Source organism: Variovorax sp. ISS6 (assembly GCF_056523145.1).
In genome coordinates this window covers 6,395,145-6,420,206 of sequence record NZ_JAWRZC010000001.1, presented here as the reverse complement: position 1 = coordinate 6,420,206, position 25,062 = coordinate 6,395,145, and the positions used below count along the sequence as shown (strand labels likewise).

Here is a 25,062-nt window from a genome sequence, read left to right as displayed (position 1 = left end):
TATAGGGAATGCGGCTTACTTACCTCGCTTTGCTCGTCGCACGCCTCGCCCTGCCTTCTCCCAGCCGTCCGACAGCCCATTAAGTTGTCCGACAGCTCGGGTGAACTGATCCTTTTCCGCACGGTTCTTTGGGTCTAGGTTCATGCTGCCTTTCAATTCTTGACTGCTTACTGTGAGTCGTTCTGCAGGGTAGGATTCCAGGGCATTCAGCAGGCGCTGAAGCATGGCGCTGGTCTTACCCGTGCGCTTGGACGGCGGCAGGTGTTTCGGCTCGGGGTAACTCCATGACGCGCCGGGCATCACGGGTTCCAGGATGCCGCGCAGATTTGCATCTTTGTACAGGATGTGCAATCGCATTGCTCGGGCCTTGCCGTCTTGGACTACCCTGCAGCTTCCCCTGCTTGCGGCCTGATAGATGCAGTGCGCAACCTCGCTTCCGATCATCCGCTGAATCTCTCGTTCCGATGTGTTCTGGTGAGGATTGCCCGACTGCCCCTTGATGGCAGCGGCAATGCTGATGTGATCGCGGGTCAGCACGCCAGCTAGGATGACCGTTTGACAGTGGTCGTAGCCGTTCAGGCCCTCTTGCTGTCCCCATGTGAGGAATTCAATGCGGCGGCGCTTCTCGCCGCTTGCATTGCAGGCTCCTAGTGCGGGCGCGTCGGGATCTATACCCCGATGCCGGAGCTCCCTCTGAATGCGTTCGGCGGGCTTGTCGTTGGGACGGTCGTTGAAAGTGAAGACAAGCACGCAGCGGTTGGGGTCGGCAGTAAATTCTGGCTCCACGATGTCTGCGACCTCCCTGGCAAGTTCGGCTGACCTGTACTTACCCTGAAGAGAGGAGCGGCCGCCCGCTGTGAGGCGTTGGAAAATCTCCACATTCTCGAAGCTCTTCAATTGGGGCGGTAGCTGCACAGCCTGCACGGTTTCATCAAGCCTCACGAGTTCTCGAATTGGTGTGCTGGCGTCGAGGATGGCGACGTTCCTCAAACCCGCCGGAATGGCCGAGCGCACGGATACGAGGCCTTTGCCTTGCCCGGTGCTGATAACCCGTAGCGGCTCGTCCGCAAGGTGCAGCAGATTGACCAAGTCTTCTGCGAGGAACGCATTGCCGGATAGTTCACGGTCTCGCTCGATCGTTTTGATCCAGTCTTGCCGATCTGTCTCGGAAATCGTAGGCAGTTCCAGCTCTGCCCCCTGTGGCCTGTGTTCCGCCACCGTAAACCTTGCTTCTAGGCGCTGCTGAGCTTCTCCCAGGTATCGGGCAAGCGGATGGCTCGGAATGTAGCCCTGCAGGAAACCCAGCGCGCCGCGTACCGCGTCAACGCGCATCGAAGCAGTGTCAGCACGCCACAGCGTTTCGTCGTAGATGCACAGGGCGCGATCCCGTCCATCGTGGCTCCCCGCCAGCGTGGGCGCGCCGAACGGGTTGGTTGCAGTACGGGCGCGGACGTGGGTCACAAGCTGGTACAGACGACTTTCATTCCCTGTGTTGAGCACGCCAGAATCACGGACCGTGTGCTTGATGCCGATCAATCTATCGGGTACGCCGAAGTGCAACAGCTTTTCGCGGAAATCGCCTAGGGCTTCGACCCGGGATGCTGCCACCGCGACGGCGACGCGATGGTGTCCGAGTTGATGAAGGGCCGCGATGAACGCAGCGGCGGCAGTCGTCTTGCCCATCCCGGTTGGCAGGGCATAAGCGCGTCTGCCGCGTGACTTGCCGGAGGCAAGGTCGGCGAACTCTCGGGTCAGTTGACCAATAGCTCGCCGATGATCGGCGCTCAGAACGTTGCCCTTGTCCTCAAGGAATGAGCACGCGATCTTCTGGGCTCTCTCTGCGACAGCAGGGGCGGCATCCGGGTCGAGAAAGTGGGGGGCAGACTTTGCTTCTAGGCCGGCGATTACCATCGCAATGTCAAGGCCTTGGCCTTGCGTAAGTGGTGCCATGTGTTCTCCTTGGAGAGGGGAAATGCCTTCCTCGTGACAGCGCTTGTCGATGACAGGGGGAGAGGAAGGGATCAAGCTCGTCCGTCATGCAGCCGGACGGTGTCCCGGAGCGTCGGGACGATGGGTGGGTCTAAAGATTGACCATGCAACTAGGGGCACCGCTGCGCCTAGATCGGGGCCGGCGCCTGCCAATGAGCGGGCGGCGGGCACGGACGACTGCGTTTTCCGGCCGACTGGTGCATCCCTATGCAACTAGGTGACGGAACTCGTCCGCGGGTGTTCCAGGCGCGGAGTGCGTGCCGCACTTTATGGAGGAGACTGCCCTAGTGAAAATGCGCGGTGTTGACCTGATGGAGCTAGGCCGAGCGATTGACGCGATCGGGGCTGTTTTGGTCTGATTCCGATGCGGGTCATGCAACTAGGTCGCCCAGATCCCTGGAGCGGGCCTGTGGACCGCGATCAGCGATTCCCTGTGGCTAGGGCTAGTTGGATCGACTTGAGGTGAAAGCGTCCCAAGGCCTGGAAAAAGGCCTTCTTGGCCCCTTTGGGTTTCGTCTATAGGGCGAACGACGAACCGCTCCCTTGGCGACATGAGTAAACCCGCTCATCGGCAGGAAGCCACTCACCAAGCACACTCACAACAGATCAATCAACAGACTGCGGGGGGGGCGGTTCTTAAAGTAGCTGGAACGGTGAGCTTCCAGCAACGTACGGGACCGGAACGATTGACGAGTCCCAACTCAAGGCGACTTCTGAAGTGATCGAACCCCAAATTCCAAGTACATCCATTCCGTGGCCGAAGCGGCGACTCCTTCCGCGGCGAGCGCTTGCCACAATGCAACGAGAGCGGTGTGGGTCTGCGCGTTGCCTCGTCGCTTAGCCTGCTTGACGTCTCGAAGCAGCGCACGGGTGACATGCTGCTGGTCGAAACAAGCCAGCTGGTTCTTCCACTTTCCCGCTTGCAGCTGCCCCCACATGGGAAGGCCATGTAGACCCTCTGATTGCAGGTCGGACGTTTGCGGCAATCTGGCAAGCGTCTCAAAGATGGAGACTAGGTTTCGAAGAGCGCGGGCCAAGCGGAAACGGCGAAGTAGCTTCATTTCTTCCTTGCGAGCAGAGTTACACCGGCGGGAAGTCTGCCACAAAATCACACTCATAGTGTGTGTACTTATAGTGTGAGTGTCGGAACACTGAGGGCGTGCAAGGCCCGAAACGCTCACCGTCTCAACAAGCGCTGCTGAAGGCTTTTGGCGCGGCGATGCGGCTTCGGCGCAAAGAGGTTGAATTGACTCAGGAGCAGGTAGCTGAACACGCCGACCTGCACACAAACTACGTCAGTTCGGTGGAACGAGGCGAGCGCAACGTCTCACTCCACAACATCGCTCAGATTGCTGCAGCGCTACGCGTAAAGCCTTCTGAACTGGTGGCTGCCATCGATCATTTGTCCCCGGGCGCATAAAGCAAGGCTCCGACTGTTTCTCTCTTTCAGCTCGACCGGGCGGAATCCGAATCCTTTTGTGTTGGCTTTGTTGAGGGCGTCCCCGTCGGCCGTTGACTATCGCTACCCGCTCAGGCTCTTGTGCAAGGTGCTACGCCGGCCTCGGAATGCGCGAGCCAATACGGCCCCGGCAAGGCGTGTTTTCGCCTGTTTGGCGCACGATCTGCAGCCGGGCGCGACCATTGGGTGCAGCGAGCGCCTTTGGCCCGATCTAGGGCCTTGGCCCGGCTCGTGCCAAGTGCCTTGCGCCGAGGGTTCTAGGGTATCGGCTCCGCCGCGTCCCTTGCCCGCATGATGGTCTGCCTACTGGTTTGGAATTCTCGGGCGAGTGCCGCAATGGAATCGCCGGCTTTGACTCGCTGGCGCACAGTTTGACTTTGAAACTCCGATAGCGACGAGGGACGGCCCAACGACTTACCTTCGGCTTTAGCGCGCGAAAGTCCCGCCTGTGTTCGCTCTATGAGCAGGTCACGTTCGAACTCTGCGACGGCTGCTATGACACCCATGGTCATTTTGCCGGCTGGGCTGGTCAGATCAACGCCGCCTAGCGCCAAGCAGTGGACGCGAACGCCCATTCCTGACAGTCCCTCTACTGTCGCCCGTACATCCATCGCATTCCGCCCGAGGCGGTCCAGCTTCGTGACCACGAGTACGTCGCCGTCTTCCAGCTTATTGAGGAGCTGACAAAAGCCCGCTCGTTCCGCAGCTGCTACGCTCCCTGATACCGTTTCCACGATGGTGCGTGACGGAATGACGTTAAAGCCTGCGGCTCCGATCTCTTGGACTTGGTTGTCAGTGGTTTGATCGGCAGTAGAGACACGGCAGTAAGCAAAGACACGAGACATAGCACGGCCTAGATGTTCGTTAAGGATGTCCGAATAATCCGCCGTGTCCGTTAGTGTGTCAAGCTAGGTTTTGGACATGTCTAAAGCGACTGTCCGTAAACGGTCGTTTATGGACGACCCTGTGGCATCGCGCGTACGGGCCAGCTAGCACTTGTTCCGCAGACTCCGCCCTTACCCGCCTGACTGCGGGGGGTACGGGGGCACGCGATGCGCTTCTGGATAGAGACCGAGCACGAAAATCCATTCCATTTTTTGTCTACGCAGCGGCCCCTCCCACTGTCGGCTTTGACTCAGCTTTTGCCCCGCGTGGAAAGTAGGGTTGTTCCGCATGCCCCCACATTGGGAGGGGCGAAAGCACGCCCTCCGACTTACACTGGCTCACCTGTAACAACAAGAACAGCACGCCTTGGACCGCACGATTAACGCCAAACCATTCCTCAAGTGGGCCGGAGGCAAATACAAAATTGCAGAGCAGATCGCCAAGTACATAGATGCCAAAGATGGGGCAACGTATTACGAGCCATTTCTAGGGGGGGGCTCTGTTTTTTTTCGAGCTGGCCCAGAAAAAGCGATTTTGAGCGACGAAAATAGCGAACTGATTTCGACTTATGAATGCGTGCGAGACAATCCGGAAGCTGTTTACTCCTGCCTAATTGCGCTTGCCAGTAAACATGATGCCGGGCATTACTACGAGATTCGGTCCGAATTTAACCTGGCGAACGGCTCAAAAATTGAGCAGGCTGCCCGTTTCATTTATTTAAATAAAGCGGGGTTTAATGGGATTTACAGGGTTAATAGGCAAGGGCATTACAACGTCCCTCATGGAAATCGAGTTCGTCTAGCTCTTCCCACTCTTCCTGAGCTTGAACGTGTCTCTCAGATGCTTAGAGGGGCTGCATTGTTAAATTCTGATTTCGAGCTTGCCGTTGCCGATGCTATTGCAGGTGATGTGGTGTATCTTGACCCCCCGTATCCGGCGCTCAATGAAACTTCTTTTTTCAATCATTACACCGCAAACAGATTCAGTTCGGAGGAGCAAAAAAGAGTTGCTCTAGTTGCTCACGACTTGAGGGAGCGGGGATGCAAGGTAATTGTCTCAAATGCTGACACTGAAGAAATTAGAGCTCTTTATAGCGACTGGGGCACAGTGGATGTCCAGTTGCGTAGGTGGATTACCTCTGCGAGGGTCAAGCACTTCGTTCGCGAAGTTATCTTGTTGTCGGTTGAATAACTGAGGAGAAGGACGGAATGGCGTATCCCGATTGGATTAACAAGCGCTCTCTAGGGGACGGCACTTACTGGGTCGTTGTTCAGGTTCTACTTGGACTTCTTCCGCTTTGGGGTACCGTGTTGATTTTCTCGCTTTTAGGAAAAAAATACGGACTGTATGATCTTCTAAGAAATGGAGAGTTTGTTTTATACGCCGCTTCATTTGTTACTGGGGGGCTTTATTCGGTGCGCCACGATGTCTTCCCTCTAAGAAAGGTCGTCACAATTGCTCTGATAGGCGTGCTACTCGTTTCGTCGCTTGTGTTCGCAGCAATCTCTGTATTAAACATCGGAGCTAACCCGTCGTGGCTGGTAGTTGATGTAGACGTTATGACGCATACCAGTGTTGGAGTTTTTCTACTCGCCACCGTCGTCTGTACCTTTGTCACAGTTGCCGAAGCAGGAAATGCTGGGCTCAACATTCCAGACCGTCTCCGTCGTGACCGCCGCTCGCTCGAAGAAGGCCTCGATAGCTTGCTCGATCGGAATCGCCTATGACAACCGTAACCATCCCTGTGCTTCCGGTTGAACAGCCAATCGGGAGCTTTTACATCGGCGTTGTTGAAGCGCGTGACCTCTATGCAATTTCGTATGCAGATGTCCGACGAAAAGAAGGGCGAGACATTGAGCGATACATAGGTACGCAACGGGATCTTTCAGAGGGGCGGGTCGCCGAAATTAAGCGGTACGTGAAGAACGTAGACGCCTGCTTTCCAACTGGAGTTATCTTATCGGTGGAAGAAAAGCACGCAAAATTGAAAAGGACTCCAGACGGTCAGTTGGCTATTGAGTTGGCTAGCGATGAAGGAAAAGTTGCAAAGATTATCGATGGGCAGCATCGAATTGCGGGATTTGAAGAGTACAGTGGAGCGCCATTTTTCTTAAATGTCACAATTTTCGTTGACATGGAGCTTGAAGATCAAGCCATGGTTTTTGCAACCATTAATCTTAAGCAGACCAAGGTTACTAAGTCGCTTGCCTACGATCTTTATGAGTTTGCAGAGGCTCGCAGTCCACAGAAGACGTGCCACAACATCGCAAAAACTTTCAATTTTAAAGATGGTAGCCCACTTCAGGGATTTATAAAAATACTCGGAAAGTCAAGCGATAATAGCGCAGAGTCGATCACGCAAGCAGCTTTCGTCGATCGAATTATGAAGCTAATCACGCGTCATCCCGATGCAGATAAGGATCTTCTGAAGCGCGGTAAGCATCCTGCGAAAGCTGAGGCTGGGGATAAGAAGAAGCTGCTATTTCGCAATCTTTTTTTGGATAAAGATGATGCGAAAATAGCTTTCGTTCTCTGGGAGTATTTTTGGGCGGTTGAGCTTCGCTGGCCCGGCGCACTTGGCGATCGGAATAAGGGGATGATTTTAGGGCGGACAACGGGCTTTGCTGCACTGGTGCGCTTGCTGCCTGAGCTAATGGTTCGTTTAACCAGAAGGCCTTTAGACGAAGATACCTCCGAAGTTCATAGAGATGAGATTCTTGCTTTACTCAACCTGATAAAAATAGACGCAACACGGTTCAATTCCCAGGAGTTCTTGCCGGGCTCAACGGGCGAAGGAGATCTCTTCAAAGAGCTGCTCCAGGGAATAGCCCAAAAGCCCGAACGATGGACAGGTGGGTTTTGGTAAGCTCACTGGTCTGGCAGTGCCAGAGTGTGGAGGCGGGGCGGGAAAGAGGTGCCTCTCTTCTTTAGAACGGGCCTCCCTTGCTCGTCATCGGGGGGGTGAGGGGCCGGAGCCCGTGGATGCTCAGCATTGGGATCGAGTATGCTGGGGCCTCTACCGTGAAACGCACCGTGTAACAGCGGCGCATGCGCTTCTGTTTGCCCTTGCGGAGCTTGGATTCTGGGAGCGTCCCTCCCTCTCCTCCAAGAATGGCCCCGCAAGGGGCTATTTTTTTGCCTGTTCGCCATTGGAGACCCGACAAGCGTGGTCTCCTGTCACGAAAAAGAAGCGCCCGAAGACCACGTTCCGAGAGGGCCGGCCGCCGAAGGCCGTCGCCGGCCTCGGCGTCACAGGGCGGGCAACCCGTCCATCACCAGCTTCACGCCATCCGCGAGCTCCTTGGCGCTGACATCCGAGACCTTGCCAGCCTTGCGCAAGGCCTCCACGCCGTCGGCATAGCTCTTCAAGTCGTTGCGGATCGAGTCGTAGACGAACTGCGAGCCGCTGCTCTTGTCCGCGAGCGCCACGTTCTTCGCGATGCGCGCCGCCTGATCCATGTAGGCGTCGAGCTGATCCGGGGTGGTCCAGAGGTAGAAGTAGGTGATCTCCAGCAGATCCTGCGCGGCCATGTAGGCCGCGGTGTTCTCCGGCCGCGTCGTTCCGCCATCGAATTCCAGCCGGTCCGCCACGAATTTCGTGTGCCTGGCATCCTCGGGAACCAGGATGCCGGCCTTCACGCTGTCATCGATCGCCAGCGAGACCAGATCGGTGTATTGCCCGCGGGACGGGTAGAGCTGCTCCGTGTAGGCCGGAGAGAAGGGGTAGTAGCTGCCATAGAGGCTGCAGAAGGTGCCGCCCTCGCCGCCGGGCCTGGCGCTGTTGCCGGTGCCGGCGTTCCATGCGGTGGGAACCAGCATCTCGGGCAGGCGCACGCCGCCTTGCGAGTTCTTGTCCTCGTGGCCCGGGGTGGTGTCGCGGACGATCGTGGTGCCGCTGGTGAGGATCGCCGGCATGCGCGGCGGGTTGTAGGAGGGGTTGTCCATCCATTTGACGAGATGGTCGTAGACGGCATTGGTCACGTGCTGCACGGGCACGCGCGGATGGACCGGGTAGACGCAATCCACACCCGTGAGCGGCCAGTCGTCGCGTGCGGCGAGCGGCCGGGAATTCAGCGCGGTGCGTCGTCCCGAGTGGGTGGCGCCAGCGACTTCCCAACTGCGGTAGTTGCCTGCTTCATCGGTGCCCGTCGGACGAGAGGCCACCTGGCCGGCGACATCGGTCTCGGAGATCACCTTCCAGACCGGGACGGCGAGGTTCCGGTTGAGGTAGCCGCCCGCGATGTAGACCATGTAGGAGTCGATCGGCCCCTTGTTGTCGGGCGTGCGTGCGTTGCCATAGATCGGATCGAGGCTGTTGATGATGCGCTGCAGGTAGCCGCCCGACTGCGACACGCCGGTGACGATCATTTTTTTGGCCCGCAGCGGGCCCAGGGGATTGATGCCCTTCCCGGGGTACCGGATGGCCTGCAGCGCCTGCAGGAAGACGTCGTGCGAGATCGCATTGCCCAGTGTGCTGGAGCTGCCGCCCACATCCAGCGAGTCGTAGCGCCCGCTGAAGCCGTCGGCCTTCGCGCTCCACTTCTTCAGCTGATTGACGCCCACGGGCTGGGCCGAGATGCCCACATAGACATAGCCCTCGCGAATCATGTGCTCGAACCCGGAGCCCCACAGGGCATCGAGGTCGTAGCCCGCGGTGACGTTCTGCCACTCGGCGATCACCGTGCCATTGAACTTGTCCGCCGACGCCGGGCGGCGCACGAGGATGCGCGTCTTGTAGCGGTTGCCGCTCGTCGCCACGGTGGCCGGCACGCCGACCGTCGTGGCGCTGTTCGCGGCGCTGTACGACGCGGGAAAGTTGTAGGTGTTCGCGTTGCCCTCGATGAAGTATTCCTCTTCGACGTAACCGACGGCCGCCAGGTTGTGCATGGTGGCCAGCCATGGGTAGTCGTGTTCCTTGTGCCCCTGCGCCGTACCCGGCATCGCCCCCTTTGCGATGGGGCCCGTCACGACCGGGTTGGGCACCTTCGACGTGGTGGCTTCCGGTTGCGGTTCGACCTCGGGTTGCGTCTCGGGCTGCGGTTGCGGTTGCGTCTGAACCGGGGGAATGAAGGGCACGTTGCTGGAGCCGCCGCTGCCGCCGCAGCCCGCGATCAGCGCGCCGACGGCCATGCCGACAATGCCCAGCCTCGGACTCCAATGGAATGGCGCCGATCGCGTGCCGGATTCTGTCATCTGTCTCTGCATCGATATCTCCTTGGAACTGAATGGAATGCGCTGCGGGCGATCCAACGCCGTATGCATCCGAATCAGTCTAGGAATCGGTCGCGCGACGCGCTTGTATGCAGTTGTCGTGCGGTCTAAGGAATTTCCCCAGGCAGGCGGCCGTTGCGGAAGCTGACGTCGATGCGGCCGGCGGTGAAATCGGTGATCCGGTCGTCGAGGTTGCCGAAGACGCGCAGGAAGGAGGACCTCTTCGATGTGCTGCAACTGGTATCGGGCATCCATCCGACTTTCTTCATTGCCTCGCATGTCGACTCGCCGTTCGCGCGGTGCTCACGATCCGCGCGTCGGCGATGGCGCCGCCGAATGGTGTCGCGCATTCGATCCATGGATACCGAAAAGAATAATTCCGACGGCACCGCATGAATCATTGACCGCGATACGCGGCATTCATAGCATCGCCCCCGTCATTGGATCGGTCCCGCTATTGCATTGATTCGTCGAGGGGTAGCAATGAGATCACGGTCTTTCCATTTCTATGGGGCGCTGGTGTTGTCCATCGTCTCGAGCGGCTGCTCGGCGGCGAATGCGAGCACGCTCTTCCACGGCAGCACGCTGGACCAGAGAACCTGGGACGAGCAGCCCGCGGTGCTCAAGACCTTGGAGGAACTGGTCAACATCGAAAGCGGCACCAATGACGCCATCGGCATTCCCGCGATCGGCCATTACCTCGAGCGGCGCCTCCAGGCGCTCGGTGCCGAGGTCACGAGGACGCCCGCCACCGGCGGCGTGGTCGGCGACGTCATCGTCGGCCGGCTCAAGGGCCGCGGCGGCCGGAACGTCCTGCTGATGGCGCACATGGACACGGTCTATGTGCGCGGCTCGCTGGCCAGGGCGCCGTTCCGCATCGAAGGCGACCAGGTCTTCGGTGCCGGCATCGCCGATGCCAAGGGCGGTGTCGCCGCCATCCTTCACGCGCTGGCGCTGCTGAAAGCGGAGAACTTCCAGCAGTTCGGCACGATCACCGTGATGTTCAACCCCGACGAGGAAAGGGGCTCGCTGGGATCGAACGAAGTGATCCAGAAGCTCGCATCCCAGAGCGACGTGGTGCTGTCCTATGAGCCCGGCGCCATCTACGAAGGGACCGAGCTGCTCGTCTCCGGGACCTCGGGCGTGGCCTTCGTCGAGGCCCGGATCCAGGGCAAGGCCTCGCATGCCGGGACGTCGTCCGAAAAGGGCGTGAACACGATGACCGAGGCGGCGGACCTCATCCTGCGCACCCAGGACCTGCAGGACCGCAAGCAGGAGCGGGTGTTCAACTGGACGGTGATCCAGGGCGGCACGGCCCCCAACATCATCCCGGATCGCACCGTCGTCACGGCGGACCTGCGCTACGGCCGCAACGAGGATCTCCCGCCCTTCGAAGCCGCGTTGCGGGAACGCGTCCAGAAAAAACGGCTGGAAGGAACGCGCATCGATCTCCAGATCACGCGCCTGATCCCGCCCTACAACGCAACGCCGGCCAGCCGCGCAACGATGGACAAGGCGATGTCCATCTACACCGAGGTCGGCGGCAAGCTGGCGATCCTGGAAATGCGCGTCGGCGGTGGCTCGGATGCGGGATGGGCCGCGCTCTCGGGCAAGCCGGTGGTCGAGGGGCTGGGACTGATCGGCACCAACCATCACAGCAGCAATGCGGAATACGTGCAGCTCTCCGCGATCCCGCGCCGGCTTTACCTGTCGGTGCGCCTGATCTCCGAACTCGGACGGGGGCTGTAGCGGTCCGGGCCATGCGCCGCTCGAATGACGCACGCACGAAAAAAGGTCCGCGCGAAGGCGGACCGAACGAACCCGCATGACGGGCTCTCCCTGGAGACATCGGAACGACCGGAGGCGGCAGTGCCCCCGACCGTTCGCGCATCCGCGGGCCCGCGCCGCGGTCAGAAGGAGTGGCGCAGGCCGATGTCGTAGCCCGTCGAGGTCTTGGGCACGAACACCGCGTTGTTCACGAAGGCGGGACCGCCGACGGTGAGCGCGGCGCCGTTCTTGTTGCTGATCCGCGCGATGGTGGCGTAGAGCGCGGTGCGCTTCGAGAGGTTGTGGATGTAGCCCAGCGCCAGCTTGTTGGCCTTCGGGTCCGCGACATTGGCGGCGAACGGCAGGCTCGCGGTATTGAGGTCGTACTTGACCTGCGAATAGGCGGCGCGGATCAGGCCCGGGCCGACCGGCGCGGTCAGTCCGATCAGGTAGCCGGTCAGGTCGGTGTCGGGAACGCCGCCGAAGGCGGGCGCCGTGGCGTAGTCGCGCGTTCTCTTGATCCGCGACAGCTCGCCGAACAGCTTGACCGGGCCGAAGTCGTACGAACTGCCGAGGTTGAAAGTCTTCACCGAGTCGGTGGTGCCCGCGTAGAAGCTGTCGGCCGCAGTGCTGTTGCCGTACGAGACGGCGATGTCGAACGGGCCGGTGGCATAGCCGAGCCGGCCGCCCAGGTAGCGGCCCGCGCGCGTCGTGGCCACGTTGCCGGCATTGAGCACGCCCACGGCATTGAGGCCCGGCGGCGTGCTGGTGCCGGGGTCGTACTTGGTGTTCTCGTGCAGCGCATACATGAACTGGCCGTAGACCCCGCCGAGGTTCGGCGGCAGGAAATAGCCGATCGAGTTGCTGGCGCGGTTGTAGTTGAGGTCGCCACCGAAGCCGCCGGAACCGCCGGGCACGGTGTTCGTGTTGGCGGCGGTGTAGATCAGGCTGCGGCCCACGCCGACGATGCCGAAGGGGTCGAACACGATGTCGTTCCAGGCCGAGGGCGTGTAGTCGCGGCCCAGGCGGATCTCGCCGAAGTTGCCCGACAGGCTGAGGGTGGAGCGGCGCTGGAAGCTCGCGATGCCAGTCCTGCCATCGTCCGGGCTGATCGGCGCCTCGAGCCAAAAGCTGGCCGCGAGGCCGCCACCGAGGTCCTCGGTGCCGCGAAAGCCCAGCCGGCTCGAGGAGTAGTTGCCCGAGCTCAGCGCGCTCTGGCTCAGGGTGCGCGTGCCCTGGTTCAGGTAGAACGGATTGGCGAATGCGGCGCGGCCCGCATCCTGCGATTTGGACGAGTAGTTGCTGAGGCCCATGTCCACCACGCCGAACAGCGTGACGGAAGACTGGGCCTGGGCGACTCCCGCACCCAGCAATGCGGCGAAGGCAAGACACTGATTTTTCACGACATCTCCCGATCGAAAAAAAGAATGAATGAAGACTCTTTGAAGGACCGCCGCTTGGGCGATGAAGGCGAGTCTCCGTGTCGCGAATAACAGTTGGCGCACAGCCCGATGACGTCTGCGCAATGTCGGCAACCCTTCCATTCGGCGGGCACTGTCGTCCCGGGTTGGGTTCGACCGATTCAGTCGAATATCGACCGATCCGGTAAGCGCCTGCGATAGACTGCAACCCGATGCCCAAGCCCACCCGCTCCCAGATCGACGCCGAAATCATCGACCGCGCCGCCGGCCTGTTCGCCAAGCACGGTTTCGACCACACCTCGCTCCAGCAGATCGCGGATGCGGTCAACTATTCGAAAGCCGGGCTGCTGCATCACTTCCCGAGCAAGCAGGCGATCTACGACGCGGCGCTGCATACCTGCCGCGACCAGGCGCAGGCGCTGCTCGATGCCGTCGAGCACCTGCCGCCGGGCGCGGCGCGCGAACGGGTGGTGGTGGAGGCCTCGGTCGACCAGACCTACGAATGGCCCGGCGTGTCGGCGCTCGCGAACCGGCTGGCCGACAACGGCAAGGGCACCGATCCCGCGCTGACCGAGATGGCGCTGATGGTCTACAAGGCGCTCGGCATCGACCTGCAGGCCACCACCATGGAGCGCATCGTGCGCGTGACGAGCGCGCTCTCGGGCCTCGGCGCTTCGGCGATGGTCGCGGCCCATGTGGGACTGCAGCGCGAATGGCGCGGCCCCATCGTCGAGGCGGCCATGGATGCGCTCGGCCACGCTGGCAAGCCGAAGCGCCCGGCACGCAAGCGCGCCTAGCCTTCCCTTCCGGGGCGGTGCCTCACAGGCCGCCGATCATCCCGCTGAGCTTCGGCGCGAACACGCCATAGCCCATGCTCACCGACACGCGCAACTCGGGCATGAAGGCCGCGAAGGACACGCCGACCCCGGCCAGCCCGCCGACCACGAGACCGAGCACGGCGAGCGCTCTCCCGTGCTGTTTGAGGATCGAGCGGGTGGCGTGGAGGAAGGTCAATGCGGTGTTCCTTGGAGGGAGCACCGGATTATTCAACCAAATCGGTTGAACTTCAACCACTTTGGTAGAAATGCTTGGGGCGTGCCGGTTCAGGCCAGGGGCAGAAACTTCCGCACATGCGCCGCGAAGGCCGCGGTCAGGGCGGTCGGTGCCTCGCGCGCCAGGGCCAGCGTGACGCCCACGCTCGGCAGCTCGGGAAAGCCATCGTCCGCGCCGAGGATCTGCAGGTCCTCGGGCACGGCCGTGCGCGTGAGCACGGTGACGGCCAGGCCCGAGCGCGCCATGCCCACGAGCCCCGACAGGCTGCTGCTCGCATAGGCGAGCCGGTAGGCGCGGCCCGCGGCCTCGAGCGCGCGCCGGGGCAACTGGTGGTCGAGCGCATCGGGCGCGCCGAGCGCCAGCGGCAGCGGATCGAGGGCGACGGCCGTGCTGCCGCGCCGCGCGACCCACACCAGCGGCTCGTGCCGGATCGCGTCGGCACCCGCGGCATCGCCGGCCACCGACACCAGCGCGAGATCGACCGCATGCCGCGCCAGCAGTTCGTGCAGCCGCGGCGTGGGCGCGCACATCACCTCGAGCTGCACGCCCGGGTGCAGGCTCGCGAAGCCCTGCAGCAGGAAGGGCAGGAACACGACCGCGTAGTCGTCGGGGCAGCTGAAGCGCAGCACGCCCGAGAGCTGCTGGCCGCGCAGTTCGGCCAGTGCCTCGTCGTGCCGGCGCAGCAGCTCGCCCGCGCGCACCAGCAGGCGCTCGCCGGTCGCGGTGAGCGTCACGCCACGGCCGGTGCGGTGCAGCAGCGGCTGCGCGACGATGCCCTCGAGCTTGCGCATCTGCATGCTCAGCGCCGACTGCGTGCGGCCCACGCGCAGGGCGGCCTGGCCCAGAACGCCGGTCTCGGCGATGGCGACGAAGCTGCGCAGCAGGTCGATGTCCAGCGATTGGCTCACGGCATGAGTTCCCTTGATAGCTGATCTCAAAACAATTCGCTTCCACGCGCGCGCGGCGCCGCGTAACGTGGGCATTTTGATCGGGAACCATCGGCATGAGCAGGAACGACGACCCCCAGTTCTGGCAACAGGCACAGCGCCACCTGGTGCGCTACGGCGGCAGCTTCGAGCCGCTGATCATCGAGCGCGCCCAAGGCTGTTTCGTCTACGACGCCGACGGTCGCGCCATCCTCGACTTCACCTCGGGCCAGATGAGCGCGCTGCTCGGGCATGCGCATCCCGAGATCGTCTCGGTGGTGTCGGAGCACGTGCGCACGCTCGACCACCTGTTCAGCGGCATGCTGTCGCGCCCGGTGGTGGCATTGGCCGCCGAGATCGCGCGCCATGCGCCCGGTGCGCTCGAACGCTGCCTGCTGCTGAGCACCGGCGCCGAATCGAACGAGGCGGCGCTGCGCATGGCCAGGCTGGTGACCGGCGGCCACGAGGTGGTGGCCTTCACGCAGTCGTGGCACGGCATGACCGGCAGCGCGGCGGCCGCGACCTACAGCGCGGGCCGCAAGGGCTATGGCCCGGCGGCGGCCGGCTCGTTCGCGATCCCGGCGCCCAATGCCTACCGGCCGCGCTTCGCGACGAAGGAGGGCGAGCTCGACTGGCGTCGCGAACTCGACGACGGCTTCGAGCAGATCGACCGCCAGTCGACCGGCGCGCTCGCGGCCTTCATCGCCGAGCCCATCCTCAGCAGCGGCGGCATCCTCGAGCTGCCGCCGGGCTACATGGCGGCGCTCAAGAAGAAGTGCGAGGAGCGCGGCATGCTGCTGATCGTGGACGAGGCGCAGACCGGCGTGGGCCGCACCGGCCTGATGTTCGCGTGCGACCGCGACGGCGTGGCGCCCGACATCCTGACCTTGTCGAAGACGCTGGGAGCGGGCCTGCCGCTGGCGGCGATGGTGACCACGGCCGCGATCGAGGACGAGGCCCATGCGCGCGGCTTCCTGTTCTACACCACGCACGTCTCCGACCCGCTGCCCGCGGCGGTCGGCCTGAAGGTGCTCGAGGTGGTGGAGCGCGACGGGCTGGTCGAGCGCGCGCGCGTCGCGGGCGAACGGCTGCAGCAGGGGCTGCGCCAACTGCAGTCGCGCCACGAATGCATCGGCGACGTGCGCGGTCGCGGCCTGCTGCTCGGCCTCGAAGTGGTCAAGAGCCGCGACACGCGCGAGCCGGCCTTCGAGCTCGGCGAAGCGGTCACGCGCGAATGCATGAAGCTGGGCCTGAGCATGAACATCGTGAAGCTGCCCTCGATGGGCGGCGTGTTCCGCATCGCGCCGCCGCTCACCATCAGCGACAGCGAGATCGACCTCGGCCTCGAGCTGCTCGACAAGGCCATCGCCACCGCGGTGCGTTCGCAGCGGGCTTCCTGAGCGATCGTCCATTCATTCAGGCCGGCTTAAGTTTGGCGATCGATACTGGCTTCGACGGTCTTTCGGCGTTGGTAGAGGTCGCTTCGGCACCCGCTGGCTTGCAGCGGTTCCTCGAGCCTGGGGCCGTCCAATATTCACGGGCGCGGCGCGCCTTCGGCGTGCAGACGCAGCCAAGTTGCAGCAGCGTCCTACAGGAGCCCGCGGCACCGCGCACTACGGTCGATGTCCCCGGAGCCACCGAGCCATCCACATGCCGAGGCCGAACGCGCAGGACGAAGAGACCGCCAGTGAAGGCGCACAGCCACCCGCCAGGCGCGGCTTCCTGAACCGCCTCGGCCCCGGCCTCATCACGGGCGCCGCCGACGACGATCCCAGCGGCATCGCCACCTACACCCAGGCCGGCGCGCAGTTCGGCTACGGCATGGGCTGGACCCTGCTGCTGACCTATCCGTTGATGGTGGGCATCCAGCTCGCGAGCGCGCGCATCGGCCGCACCACGGGCCGCGGCCTCACCTCGGCCTTCGCCACCCTGTGGCCGCGCCCGGTCGTGCTGCTCGCGGTCCTGCTGCTGCTGGTCGCCAATGTGGTGAACCTCGCGGCCGACATCGGTGCCATGGCCGAGGTCGCGCGGCTGGGCCTTGGCGGGCCCGAGGCGCTCTATGCGCTGGGCTTCGGACTGCTGTCGCTGGCGCTGCAGGCCTGGCTGCCCTACCACCGCTACGTGCGCGTGCTCAAGTGGCTCACGCTCTCGCTGCTGGCCTACGTGGGCGTGGCGCTGGTGGCGCACGTCGACTGGAAGGCCGCGCTCGCGGGCGCGCTGGTGCCGCGCATGCACTGGGATGCCGAGAGCATCAAGATGGTGGTCGCGATCCTCGGTACCACGATCAGCCCCTACCTGTTCTTCTGGCAGGCGGCGCAGGAGGTGGAGGAGATCGAGCGCGTTCCGCAGGACCACGCGTTGCGGACCCACCCCGCGCAGGCCCGCGCGCAACTGCGCCGGCTGCGGCTCGACACCTGGGTCGGCATGGGCTTCTCCAACGCGATCGCCTTCTCGATGATCGTGGCCTCGGCCGCCACCCTGCATGCCCATGGCCAGACCGACGTGAGCTCGACCGCGCAGGCGGCCGAGGCGCTGCGTCCGGTGGCCGGCAGCGCGGCCTTCGCGCTGTTCGCGCTGGGGATCGTCGGCACCGGCCTGCTGGCGCTGCCGGTGCTCGGCGGTTCGGCCGCCTATGCCTGCGCCGAGTTCCTGCGCGTGCGCCGCGGGCTCGAGCAGCCGGTGGGCGCCGCGCCGGCCTTCTACGGCATCCTCGCGGCCGCCATGGTCTGCGGCATCGGCATCAGCCTGTGCGGCGTCGATCCCATGAAAGCGCTCGTGTGGGCGGCGGTGATCAATTCGCTGATGTCGGTGCCGATCATGGTCGGCGTGATGTGGGCCGCCGGCAGCCGCCGCCTCATGGGCGAACTGGTGCTGCCGCTGCACTGGCGGGTGCTGGGCTGGGCCGCGACCGCGGTCATGGCGCTGGCGACCCTGGCCTTTCTCTGGACCAGCCTGCGGTCCTGAGCATCCGCCGCCCGCTGTCGGGCGCCTCGTTTCCGTTTCCACCGATTCCCGTAGGACTTAGTCGGGTTTTGTAATCTAGTGTGTTTAATTGCAACGAGTGTTATATTTTTGGCGAGTAACACTGGTTAACACTTAGGCATTCAATCAAAGGCGGGCCGCGAGGCTTCCCGGGGATGTTTCATCGATGGAAGCGCTTGAATTGCCATTTGGACTGCAAAAACGCCCCAATTTGGTGCGATCTTGGGCGAGTGCCGCCCAGCCACCCGCGGGCCGCCCATGACCGGTTCCAGCGCCTCGACCCGCGACCGCCGGCCGCTGCTGAGCTTCAGCATCGAAGGGCTGCCGGCCCGCGACGAACTGCTTTTCAAGTCGCTGGTGCGGCTGCTCGACCACCGCACCCACCAGCACTGGGCCTGGCAGGTCGAGGGTGCCGACCTGCGCGTGGTGGGCGACCGGGCCGCGGCGCTGTCGGCCGAGGCGGCCGATTCGCCGCTGCCGCCGGTGCCGTTGCTGACGGTCGGCGACACGCCGCCGCCGCGCGGCCCCTTCCTGCGGCTGCCGCTGCATGCCGATGCGCTCGAGGCCATGCTCAACCGGCTCGGCGCGATGGTGGTCCATGCACGCGATCTGGGCCTGGCGGCATCGGCCGAACGCGGCGCGCGCGGCGAGGAATACCGCCTGCTGCGCTGGCCCTCGGTCGCGCTGCTCGACTCGGCCGTGCGCATGAAGCTCGCGACCCTGCTCGCGAGCCGCCCGGCCACGCTGGCGGCGCTGCAGCAGCGCTCGAACGCCAGCGCGCAGGAATGCGCCGAGTTCATCGCCGCGCTCGAGCGCGCCGGCTTCGTGGCGGCCAGCGGCGGCGGCGCCGCGCGCGCGCCCGAGTCGATCTGGCCCGATTCGCAGGTCCACCCCGCCGCCGAGGCGACGCCCCCGGCGCGCGAGGTGCAGCCCGGCCTGCTCGCGCGCATCCGCAGCCGCCTCGGGCTGCTGTCCTCGGGATCGCGTGCCTGATGCGCCGCGATTCGCCCCCATGACCCCCACCGATTCCGACTGAGCGTGGAGCACAAGATCCTTTTCACCGGCACCATGGGCGCCGGCAAGACCACCGCCATCGCGGCCGTGAGCGAGATCGCGCCGGTGCGCACCGAGGTGCGCAACAGCGACACCTCGGTCGCCAAGGCCACCACCACCGTCGGCCTGGACTACGGCGAGCTCACGCTCGACAACGGCGAGAAGCTGCGCCTTTACGGCACGCCCGGCCAGATGCGCTTCGACTTCATGTGGCGCATCCTCGCGCGCGGCGCGCTCGGCCTCGTGATCCTGGTCGACAACAGCCGCCCCGATCCGCTGGCCGACCTCGAGGTCTACCTCGACGGCTTCGCCGAACTCATCGCGCAGACCGCCTGCGTGGTCGCGGTGGGCCGCACCGAGACCCATCCCGAACCCGGCCTCGACGCCTATGCCCAGCGCATGCAGGACAAGGGCGTGCTGTGCCCGGTGCTGCCGGCCAACGTGACCGATCCGCAGCAGGTGGTGCAGCTGCTCGAGCTGCTGCTGATCCAGCTCGAGGCCTGAGCGCCGCCCCTTTCTTTCCTTTCTCTTCCGACATGAACATCCCGCCCCGCCTCAAGGACGCCGCCGAGTCCGCCGTCGACACGCTCATGCGCGAGATCAAGGGCGTGAAGGCCGTCGTGATCTCGACCGAGGACGGCCTCGAGCTGGCCGCGCGCGTGGAGAACACCGCGCAGGTCGCGCGCCTGTCGGCCATCGCGAGTTCGCTGGCCGCGCTCGGCGCGGTGGCCGGCGAGGAGAGCGGCCTGGGCCGGTGCGAGAACGTCGCGATCGAGTCCGCGCTGGGCCACATCCTGATGCTGCAGGCGCGCCACGACGAGGCCGACCTGATCGTGAGCGTGGTCGCGGGCAAGGACGCGGTCATCGGCCAGGTCCTGTACTTCGCCAAGCAGGCGACGCTGGCGCTGCAGCGTGCCTGAGGCACGGGTCCTCCCTTCACTGTTACCAACCGGCCGCCGCTCATCACTCGCCCGGGTGGCGGCCGATCCTCAGGGCGATGGACTACGAAAGACAGCGATGGCAAATATCAAGCAATCCATGGACGAACTGATGACGATCGACGGCGCCCTGTGCGCGGCGCTGGTCGACTCCGGCAGCGGCATGATCCTGGGCCAGGTCGGCTCGGGCGTGGACCTCGAAGTGGCGGCCGCGGGCAATACCGAGGTGGTGCGCGCCAAGAACAAGACCATGCGCGCGCTCGGCCTGAACGACACGATCGAGGACATCCTGATCACGCTCGGCCGCCAGTACCACATCATCCGCCCGCTGCAGAAGCACGAAGGCCTGTTCGTCTACCTGGTGCTCGACAAGTCGAAGTCGAACCTCGCGCTCGCGCGCCGCAAGACGCAGGACGTGGAGCAGGCCCTCGCCGTCTGACGCGGCGCGCGTCGGCAACGGACAATGCCGGCGGCACGCACCACGCCGCCGACCCCACGCCGGACTCCGCCGATTGAAGCCCTTTCCCCCCGCCCCGCCGTACCGCATCGTCGCAGCAGACCAGCTGCCGCCGGACCTCGAGCAGGCCGCGGGGCTCGACTGGAAAGCCGCGCGGGTGCTGTCGTCCGCGCCCGCCGAGGCAGCGCGCGACCAGGCCGCGCCGGCCCTGCCGCCGGCCGCGAGCTGGGCGCTCTACGACCTCGCGGCCGACCGGCTGCTGGGCCACGAGCCCGCCGCCGGCAGCTATCCGCCGGCCGGGCTCGCCAAGCTCGCGACCGCGATGCTGGTGGAGCGCAAGCTGGTCGCCGAGCAGCGTGACCGGCGCGCCGAGCGCACGCCGATCGCGGTCGGCGCCGAGGCCATGGTGCGGCTGTCGGTGCAGCGCCTGCTCGAGGCCGTGCTGATCGCCTCGTCCGACAGCGCGGCCTTCGCGCTCGCCGCCTGGCACAGCGGCACCACCGAGGCCTTCGTCGAGGCCATGAACCGCCAGGCCGTGGCCTGGGGCCTGCGCGACACCCGCTTCGCCTGTCCCGCGGGCCAGGACGAGAGCGCGCGCAGCAACGCGGTCGACGTGCTGCGGCTGGCGGCGCGGCTGATGCGCGACCATCCGGCGCTCGCCGCCATCGCCGGCAAGACCCGGCTCGACCCCTGGGAGCAGGCGCTGCCCAACGTCAACCTGCTGCTGGGCACGGTGCGCGGCGTCGACGGCCTGGCCGCAGCCTTCTCGCCCGCGACGGGCGCGCACCAGATCGCCACCGCGGCGCACGAGGGCCGGCGCCTGCTGGCCGTGGTGCTCGGCGCGCCGGACCGCGTGGTCTGCGCCCGGCTCGCGGCGGCGCTGCTGCGCAAGGGTTTCTCGATGCCGGTGGCGGCGGCGCCGGCCTGAGCGCCGTGGCCGGCTGTCAGGCGCGGCCCGACATCGGCCACAGCCGCACGGCCAGCGCCGCGGCCGAGGAGGCGATCGCCAGCGCCGTCACCGCGGCCCAGCCCCATTGCGCGAGCGCCAGCGCACCCACCGCGGAGCCGATCGCCATGCCGATGAACATCGCCGTGAACAGCACCGCGTTGAGCCGGCTGCGCGCGCCGGGCTCGATGCCGTAGACGATGGTCTGGTGCGCGATCAGCGTGGCCTGCACGCCGAGGTCGAAGCCGATCACCGCCACCACGATCACCGCGAGCTGCGCGCCGGGCGCCATCAGCGGCGCGAGTGCCATCACCGCGAACGAGACCACCACCAGCGCGGCGCCCAGCCGCGTCACCAGTTCCGGGCCGCGGCGGTCGGCCAGCCGGCCCGCGAGCGGCGCGGCCAGCGCGCCGGCCGCGCCGGCCAGGCCGAAGGCGCCGGCCGCGGTGCTGCCGAGGTGGAAGGGCTCGCCGTGCAGCATCACGGCCAGCGTGGACCAGAAGGCGCTGAAGCCGATCGAGATCAGCCCCTGCGCCCAGGCCGCGCGGCGCAGCGCGCCATGGCGTTGCCACAGCGTGGCCAGCGAGCGCAGCAGCGCGCCGTAGGCCAGGTGCGTGGTGGCCTTGAAGCGCGGCAGCCCGCGCCAGGCGGCGGCGCCGATCAGCGCGATGCTGGCGGCGGCGGCCACGAACATCGTGCGCCAGCCGAAGTGCTCGGCCACGAAGCCGCTGACCACGCGCGACAGCAGGATGCCGAACAGCAGCCCGGTCATTACCGTGCCCACGGTCTTGCCGCGGCTGGCCTCGGGCGCCAGGGTGGCGGCGGCGGGCACGATGTCCTGCGCCATGGTGGCGGCCAGCCCGATCGCCAGGCTCGCGGCCAGCAGCATGCCGATCGAGGGCGAGGCGCCCGCGAGCAGCAGCGCCACGCACAGCACGGCCGCCTTGGCGAGGATGATGCGGCGCCGGTCGTAGCGGTCGCCCAGCGGCGCCAGGAACAGGATGCCCAGCGCATAGCCGAGCTGGGTCAGCGTGGGCACGAAGCCGACCGTGCGCGTCGGCGCGCCGATGTCGGCCGCGAGCACGCCCAGCATCGGCTGGCTGTAATAGAGGGCGGCCACCGCGAAGCCGGCGCCGCTGGCGAGCAGCAGCACCAGCGAGGCGGGCAGGGCCGGGGCGGCCGGCGCCAGCGGCTTGGTGCCCGCATGCGCTGCTTGAATGGAAGACATGGTATTTACCCTTGGATTCGGCGGAAAGTGCGCGGAGTTTGCAGGGCGGAGCGCTCGAACGGTAGCCCTCGGCAGTGAACAACGCATATACGTTTGACGCATACAAGGCGCAGAATCCCGCGATGGCATCGAATTCCGCTCCCGAAACGCCCGCCGTTCTCCCGGCCGCCGCCCCGGCCGACCGCGTCGAGCTCATGCAGACCTTCGTCCGCATCGTCGAGGCCGGCAGCCTGTCGGCCGCCGCGGCCCAGCTCGGCATGAGCCAGCCCACCGTGAGCCGGCGCCTGCAGGCGCTCGAGCGCTCGCTCGGGCTGCGCCTGCTGCGGCGCTCCACCCACGGCATGAAGCTCACCGAGGACGGCGAACGCTGCTTCGCGCGCGCGAAGGAACTGCTGGCCGACTGGGCCGCGTTCGAGGACGAGCTGCGCGGCGCCGGCCGCGCGGCCGAGGGCACGCTGCGCGTGATCGCGCCGCATGCGCTCGGGCAGGACCTGCTGATGCATCCGCTGTACCGCTACCTGCGCGAGAACCCGCGCGTGGACGTCGAATGGCTGCTGCACGACCGGCGTCCCGACTTCATCACCGAGAACATCGACTGCGCGATCCAGGTCGGCGAGATCGACGACCCCTCGGTGGTGGCGCTCAAGCTCTCGGAGATCCCGCGCATCGTGGCCGCCGCGCCGGCGCTGATGGAAGGCCGGCCGCCGATCGCGCATGCCTCCGAGCTCGCGGCGCTGCCCTGGCTGGCGCTGCGCACCTTCTACCGCACCGAGCTGCGGCTCTCGCACGTGACGACCGGCGAGGAATGCCGGGTGCCGATCCGCCCGCGCCTGAGCACCGACGGCCTCTACGCGCTGCGCAACGCGGCCGTGCTGGGGCTCGGCGCCTGCATGGGCTCGGCCTGGCTGCTCAACGACGACATCGCGCGCGGCCGGCTGCTGCGGCTGGTGCCGCAATGGCAGGCGCCGCCGCTGCCGGTGTACCTCGTTTATCCGCAGACGCGCTTCCAGTCGGCCAAGCTGCGGCACTTCATCGAGGCGGTGCGCGCCGCGCTGCCGCGCGCGATCGACGTGGCCGATTCGCTCGCGGGCGTGGTGGCCTGAGGCACGGCGACGCCAGCGGAGGACTTCATGCTCACCCACAAGCAGTTGCGCTACTTCGTCGACATCGTCGATGCCGGCAGCTTCAGCCTCGCGGCGGAACGTCTCTACATCGCGCAGTCGGCGCTGAGCCGGCAGGTCAAGGAGATGGAAACGCAGCTGCAGGTGCCGCTGCTCGAGCGCGGCACGCGCCAGCTCGAGATGACGCCGGCCGGCCGTTCGCTGTATGCCGACGCGCGCCAGATCCTGCGCGCGCTCGATGCCGCCGCGCTGGGCGCGCGCCAGGCGCAGCGCGGCATCGAGGGCACGGTGCAGCTGCTGCATTCGAGCTCGGTGCCGCTGTCGCCGGTGCTGCTCGGCGCGCTGCGCTCGCATGCGCTGCGCTGTCCGGGCGTGGCGATCGAGGTCGCGCAGGCCTCGTCCGAGCACCAGGCGCTCGACATCGCCGAGGGCCGCGCCGACATCGGCCTCGCGCGCGCGCCGGTGCTGCGCCGCCATCCGGGCGTGGGCCATGCGCCGCTGTTCGACGAGCCGCTGGTGGTGCTGCTGCCCGCCGCGCACGCGCTGGCCGGGCGCGCAGGTGCGCTCGCGCAAGTGGTCGCAGCTCGCGCTGGTGCAGGCCGGCTTCGGCCTCGCGATCGTGCCGGCCTCGATGGCCGCGCTGGCGCCCGCGGGCGTGCGCGCGCTGCCGCTCGACGGCGAGGGCTGCCGCAGCGGCGTGCTGGTGCTGTGGCGCGAGGGCGGGCCGCGGCATGCGCTCGCGCTGCGCGAGTCTCTGCAGGCCGCGTTCGCGCCAGCGATCTGATTTCGAGATCGCCGCGCGCCGCATTCGGCATTGGCGCGGCGCCAGCGCCTAGATTCGCGTCCCATGACCTTGTCGTCGTCCCTGCAGCACCTGCTGCCCTTCACGCCGCTGCAGCTGCTGGCCATCTGCGCCGGCATCGTCGCGGCCTACGTGATCTTCGGCATCGCCGGCTTCGGCACCGCGCTGGTCGCCGGGCCGGTGCTTGCGCAGTTCGTGCCGGTGGCCACGGTCGTGCCGCTGCTGGCGCTGCTCGACTTCGTCGCGGCCGTGGTCAACGTGAGCCGCGATGCCGGCGCGGCCGACCGCGCCGAGCTGCGCCGGCTGGTGCCGCTGATGGCGTTCGGCAGCCTCGTGGGCGCCGCGCTGCTGCTGCTGGGACGGCCGCAGGCGATGCTGCTGGCGCTGGGCATCTTCGCGGTCGCCTATGCGCTGTATGCGCTCAGCGGCTGGCGGCCGGTCGCGCGGCTCTCGGCGCGCGCGGCCGTGCCCTTCGGCTTCGTCGGCGGCATCTTCTCGGCCATGTTCGGCAGCGGCGGCTTCATCTATGCGATCTATCTCGCGGGCCGCATCGACGAAAAGGAACGCGTGCGCGTCACCCAGTCCACGCTGATCGGCCTCAGCACGCTCACGCGCGCGCTGCTGTTCCTGGCAGCGGGCGTGTATGCCGAGGTCTCAATCCTCGCGCTGGCCGTGCTGCTGCTGCCCGCGATGCTGCTGGGCACCGCGCTGGGCCGGCGCATCACGCTGCGGCTGTCGCGCGAGCAGTTCCTGCGCGTGGTCGCGCTCGCGGTGCTGTGCTCGGGCGCGTTCCTGATCGTGCGCTACGCGATGGGCTGAAGCCC

25 protein-coding genes and 1 pseudogene are annotated in these 25,062 nt (G+C 65.6%); 17 read left to right on the top strand and 9 right to left on the bottom strand.

The window, feature by feature from the left end; all coding sequences use genetic code 11:
• Positions 1–15 precede the first annotated feature (15 nt).
• Positions 16–1,950: a hypothetical protein gene (locus AC1HIL_RS29580; protein WP_479670666.1), complete on the bottom strand. Its 1,935-nt coding sequence runs from the start codon at positions 1,948–1,950 to the stop codon at positions 16–18.
• A gap of 1,198 nt (positions 1,951–3,148) precedes the next feature.
• On the opposite strand from AC1HIL_RS29580, the gene AC1HIL_RS29575 reads away from it, so the two are divergent.
• Entirely contained in the window at positions 3,149–3,409 is a 261-nt protein-coding gene (locus tag AC1HIL_RS29575; protein ID WP_479670665.1) for a helix-turn-helix domain-containing protein, read from the top strand.
• A gap of 296 nt (positions 3,410–3,705) precedes the next feature.
• On the opposite strand, the gene AC1HIL_RS29570 is transcribed toward AC1HIL_RS29575, so the two are convergent.
• Positions 3,706–4,293 (bottom strand): recombinase family protein, encoded by a 588-nt coding sequence (locus AC1HIL_RS29570; RefSeq protein WP_479670664.1) that lies wholly within the window; start codon positions 4,291–4,293, stop codon positions 3,706–3,708.
• A 406-nt stretch (positions 4,294–4,699) separates the two neighbouring features.
• Here AC1HIL_RS29570 and AC1HIL_RS29565 point away from each other — a divergent pair, with 406 nt between their 5' ends.
• From AC1HIL_RS29565 to AC1HIL_RS29555, 3 genes are read left to right on the top strand one after another with little or no spacing between them, the layout of a single operon-like run.
• On the top strand, positions 4,700–5,524 hold the full coding sequence (locus AC1HIL_RS29565; RefSeq protein ID WP_479670663.1) for a DNA adenine methylase: 825 nt from the start codon (positions 4,700–4,702) through the stop codon (positions 5,522–5,524).
• A 17-nt stretch (positions 5,525–5,541) separates the two neighbouring features.
• Positions 5,542–6,060 (top strand): hypothetical protein, encoded by a 519-nt coding sequence (locus AC1HIL_RS29560; protein WP_479670662.1) that lies wholly within the window; start codon positions 5,542–5,544, stop codon positions 6,058–6,060.
• Positions 6,057–7,199 carry a DGQHR domain-containing protein gene (locus tag AC1HIL_RS29555; protein ID WP_479670661.1) on the top strand — a complete coding sequence of 381 codons (1,143 nt, stop codon included), beginning with the start codon at positions 6,057–6,059 and terminating at the stop codon, positions 7,197–7,199. Before AC1HIL_RS29560 ends, AC1HIL_RS29555 begins: the two co-directional genes overlap by 4 nt.
• 383 nt (positions 7,200–7,582) lie before the next feature.
• Here AC1HIL_RS29555 and AC1HIL_RS29550 read toward each other — a convergent pair whose 3' ends face one another.
• A complete protein-coding gene (locus AC1HIL_RS29550; RefSeq protein ID WP_479670660.1) occupies positions 7,583–9,538 on the bottom strand; it encodes an alpha/beta hydrolase domain-containing protein in 1,956 nt (651 codons plus the stop codon).
• A 113-nt stretch (positions 9,539–9,651) separates the two neighbouring features.
• Complete coding sequence (locus tag AC1HIL_RS29545; RefSeq protein WP_413762542.1) at positions 9,652–9,894, bottom strand: hypothetical protein; 243 nt, start codon at positions 9,892–9,894, stop codon at positions 9,652–9,654.
• Between the two features lie 169 nt (positions 9,895–10,063).
• On the opposite strand from AC1HIL_RS29545, the gene AC1HIL_RS29540 reads away from it, so the two are divergent.
• Complete coding sequence (locus AC1HIL_RS29540) at positions 10,064–11,293, top strand: glutamate carboxypeptidase (RefSeq protein ID WP_479670659.1); 1,230 nt, start codon at positions 10,064–10,066, stop codon at positions 11,291–11,293.
• A 161-nt stretch (positions 11,294–11,454) separates the two neighbouring features.
• On the opposite strand, the gene AC1HIL_RS29535 is transcribed toward AC1HIL_RS29540, so the two are convergent.
• The gene (locus AC1HIL_RS29535) at positions 11,455–12,714 is read right to left on the bottom strand and encodes a porin (protein ID WP_479670658.1); all 1,260 of its coding nucleotides are present in this window, start codon (positions 12,712–12,714) and stop codon (positions 11,455–11,457) included.
• A gap of 230 nt (positions 12,715–12,944) precedes the next feature.
• On the opposite strand from AC1HIL_RS29535, the gene AC1HIL_RS29530 reads away from it, so the two are divergent.
• On the top strand, positions 12,945–13,529 hold the full coding sequence (locus tag AC1HIL_RS29530) for a TetR/AcrR family transcriptional regulator (RefSeq protein WP_479670657.1): 585 nt from the start codon (positions 12,945–12,947) through the stop codon (positions 13,527–13,529).
• 22 nt (positions 13,530–13,551) lie between these two features.
• On the opposite strand, the gene AC1HIL_RS29525 is transcribed toward AC1HIL_RS29530, so the two are convergent.
• Together AC1HIL_RS29525 and AC1HIL_RS29520 are read right to left on the bottom strand one after the other, a co-directional pair.
• On the bottom strand, positions 13,552–13,746 hold the full coding sequence (locus AC1HIL_RS29525; RefSeq protein WP_057594757.1) for a hypothetical protein: 195 nt from the start codon (positions 13,744–13,746) through the stop codon (positions 13,552–13,554).
• Between the two features lie 89 nt (positions 13,747–13,835).
• Positions 13,836–14,693 (bottom strand): LysR family transcriptional regulator, encoded by an 858-nt coding sequence (locus AC1HIL_RS29520; protein ID WP_057594756.1) that lies wholly within the window; start codon positions 14,691–14,693, stop codon positions 13,836–13,838.
• Between the two features lie 95 nt (positions 14,694–14,788).
• Here AC1HIL_RS29520 and AC1HIL_RS29515 point away from each other — a divergent pair, with 95 nt between their 5' ends.
• From AC1HIL_RS29515 to AC1HIL_RS29485, 7 genes are all read left to right on the top strand, one after another.
• Positions 14,789–16,111, top strand: coding sequence for an aspartate aminotransferase family protein (locus AC1HIL_RS29515; protein WP_057594755.1), 1,323 nt, complete (start codon positions 14,789–14,791; stop codon positions 16,109–16,111).
• A 250-nt stretch (positions 16,112–16,361) separates the two neighbouring features.
• The gene (locus AC1HIL_RS29510; protein ID WP_479670656.1) at positions 16,362–17,675 is read left to right on the top strand and encodes an Nramp family divalent metal transporter; all 1,314 of its coding nucleotides are present in this window, start codon (positions 16,362–16,364) and stop codon (positions 17,673–17,675) included.
• Between the two features lie 276 nt (positions 17,676–17,951).
• The gene (locus AC1HIL_RS29505) at positions 17,952–18,686 is read left to right on the top strand and encodes a hypothetical protein (protein WP_479670655.1); all 735 of its coding nucleotides are present in this window, start codon (positions 17,952–17,954) and stop codon (positions 18,684–18,686) included.
• A gap of 45 nt (positions 18,687–18,731) precedes the next feature.
• Positions 18,732–19,250, top strand: a complete 519-nt coding sequence (locus AC1HIL_RS29500) for a GTP-binding protein (protein ID WP_082321702.1) — start codon at positions 18,732–18,734, stop codon at positions 19,248–19,250.
• A gap of 32 nt (positions 19,251–19,282) precedes the next feature.
• A complete protein-coding gene (locus AC1HIL_RS29495; protein ID WP_057595891.1) occupies positions 19,283–19,666 on the top strand; it encodes a roadblock/LC7 domain-containing protein in 384 nt (127 codons plus the stop codon).
• Between the two features lie 97 nt (positions 19,667–19,763).
• Positions 19,764–20,123, top strand: coding sequence for a hypothetical protein (locus AC1HIL_RS29490; protein WP_057595890.1), 360 nt, complete (start codon positions 19,764–19,766; stop codon positions 20,121–20,123).
• Positions 20,124–20,196: 73 nt separating this feature from the next.
• Complete coding sequence (locus tag AC1HIL_RS29485; protein ID WP_261210702.1) at positions 20,197–21,069, top strand: D-alanyl-D-alanine carboxypeptidase family protein; 873 nt, start codon at positions 20,197–20,199, stop codon at positions 21,067–21,069.
• Between the two features lie 16 nt (positions 21,070–21,085).
• Here AC1HIL_RS29485 and AC1HIL_RS29480 read toward each other — a convergent pair whose 3' ends face one another.
• On the bottom strand, positions 21,086–22,315 hold the full coding sequence (locus AC1HIL_RS29480; protein ID WP_057597784.1) for an MFS transporter: 1,230 nt from the start codon (positions 22,313–22,315) through the stop codon (positions 21,086–21,088).
• A gap of 122 nt (positions 22,316–22,437) precedes the next feature.
• On the opposite strand from AC1HIL_RS29480, the gene AC1HIL_RS29475 reads away from it, so the two are divergent.
• Positions 22,438–23,418 carry a LysR family transcriptional regulator gene (locus AC1HIL_RS29475; RefSeq protein ID WP_057597783.1) on the top strand — a complete coding sequence of 327 codons (981 nt, stop codon included), beginning with the start codon at positions 22,438–22,440 and terminating at the stop codon, positions 23,416–23,418.
• Positions 23,419–23,445: 27 nt separating this feature from the next.
• Positions 23,446–23,574 (top strand): annotated as a pseudogene (locus tag AC1HIL_RS29470) (helix-turn-helix domain-containing protein); the annotation flags it as partial.
• On the opposite strand, the gene AC1HIL_RS29465 reads toward AC1HIL_RS29470, so the two are convergent.
• Complete coding sequence (locus tag AC1HIL_RS29465; protein ID WP_479670654.1) at positions 23,523–23,879, bottom strand: hypothetical protein; 357 nt, start codon at positions 23,877–23,879, stop codon at positions 23,523–23,525. The pseudogene AC1HIL_RS29470 and the gene AC1HIL_RS29465 sit on opposite strands and share 52 nt — an antisense overlap.
• Positions 23,880–23,926: 47 nt before the next feature.
• Here AC1HIL_RS29465 and AC1HIL_RS29460 point away from each other — a divergent pair, with 47 nt between their 5' ends.
• Together AC1HIL_RS29460 and AC1HIL_RS29455 are read left to right on the top strand one after the other, a co-directional pair.
• The gene (locus AC1HIL_RS29460; protein ID WP_479670653.1) at positions 23,927–24,220 is read left to right on the top strand and encodes a LysR substrate-binding domain-containing protein; all 294 of its coding nucleotides are present in this window, start codon (positions 23,927–23,929) and stop codon (positions 24,218–24,220) included.
• A 63-nt stretch (positions 24,221–24,283) separates the two neighbouring features.
• Positions 24,284–25,057: a sulfite exporter TauE/SafE family protein gene (locus AC1HIL_RS29455; RefSeq protein ID WP_422096090.1), complete on the top strand. Its 774-nt coding sequence runs from the start codon at positions 24,284–24,286 to the stop codon at positions 25,055–25,057.
• Positions 25,058–25,062 lie beyond the last annotated feature (5 nt).

Excerpts from the sequence above, each read along its gene's own strand:
- AC1HIL_RS29580 (WP_479670666.1), bottom strand. The coding sequence starts at position 1,950 with ATGGCACCACTTACGCAAGGCCAAGGCCTTGACATTGCGATGGTAATC.
- AC1HIL_RS29550 (WP_479670660.1), bottom strand. The coding sequence starts at position 9,538 with ATGCAGAGACAGATGACAGAATCCGGCACGCGATCGGCGCCATTCCAT.
- AC1HIL_RS29555 (WP_479670661.1), top strand. The coding sequence starts at position 6,057 with ATGACAACCGTAACCATCCCTGTGCTTCCGGTTGAACAGCCAATCGGG.
- AC1HIL_RS29515 (WP_057594755.1), top strand. The coding sequence starts at position 14,789 with ATGAGCAGGAACGACGACCCCCAGTTCTGGCAACAGGCACAGCGCCAC.
- AC1HIL_RS29545 (WP_413762542.1), bottom strand. The coding sequence starts at position 9,894 with ATGCGCGACACCATTCGGCGGCGCCATCGCCGACGCGCGGATCGTGAG.
- AC1HIL_RS29495 (WP_057595891.1), top strand. The coding sequence starts at position 19,283 with ATGAACATCCCGCCCCGCCTCAAGGACGCCGCCGAGTCCGCCGTCGAC.
- AC1HIL_RS29490 (WP_057595890.1), top strand. The coding sequence starts at position 19,764 with ATGGCAAATATCAAGCAATCCATGGACGAACTGATGACGATCGACGGC.
- AC1HIL_RS29465 (WP_479670654.1), bottom strand. The coding sequence starts at position 23,879 with ATGTCGGCGCGGCCCTCGGCGATGTCGAGCGCCTGGTGCTCGGACGAG.
- AC1HIL_RS29480 (WP_057597784.1), bottom strand. The coding sequence starts at position 22,315 with ATGTCTTCCATTCAAGCAGCGCATGCGGGCACCAAGCCGCTGGCGCCG.
- AC1HIL_RS29560 (WP_479670662.1), top strand. The coding sequence starts at position 5,542 with ATGGCGTATCCCGATTGGATTAACAAGCGCTCTCTAGGGGACGGCACT.
- AC1HIL_RS29455 (WP_422096090.1), top strand. The coding sequence starts at position 24,284 with ATGACCTTGTCGTCGTCCCTGCAGCACCTGCTGCCCTTCACGCCGCTG.
- AC1HIL_RS29510 (WP_479670656.1), top strand. The coding sequence starts at position 16,362 with ATGCCGAGGCCGAACGCGCAGGACGAAGAGACCGCCAGTGAAGGCGCA.
- AC1HIL_RS29570 (WP_479670664.1), bottom strand. The coding sequence starts at position 4,293 with ATGTCTCGTGTCTTTGCTTACTGCCGTGTCTCTACTGCCGATCAAACC.
- AC1HIL_RS29460 (WP_479670653.1), top strand. The coding sequence starts at position 23,927 with ATGCGCCGCTGTTCGACGAGCCGCTGGTGGTGCTGCTGCCCGCCGCGC.
- AC1HIL_RS29530 (WP_479670657.1), top strand. The coding sequence starts at position 12,945 with ATGCCCAAGCCCACCCGCTCCCAGATCGACGCCGAAATCATCGACCGC.
- AC1HIL_RS29475 (WP_057597783.1), top strand. The coding sequence starts at position 22,438 with ATGGCATCGAATTCCGCTCCCGAAACGCCCGCCGTTCTCCCGGCCGCC.
- AC1HIL_RS29505 (WP_479670655.1), top strand. The coding sequence starts at position 17,952 with ATGACCGGTTCCAGCGCCTCGACCCGCGACCGCCGGCCGCTGCTGAGC.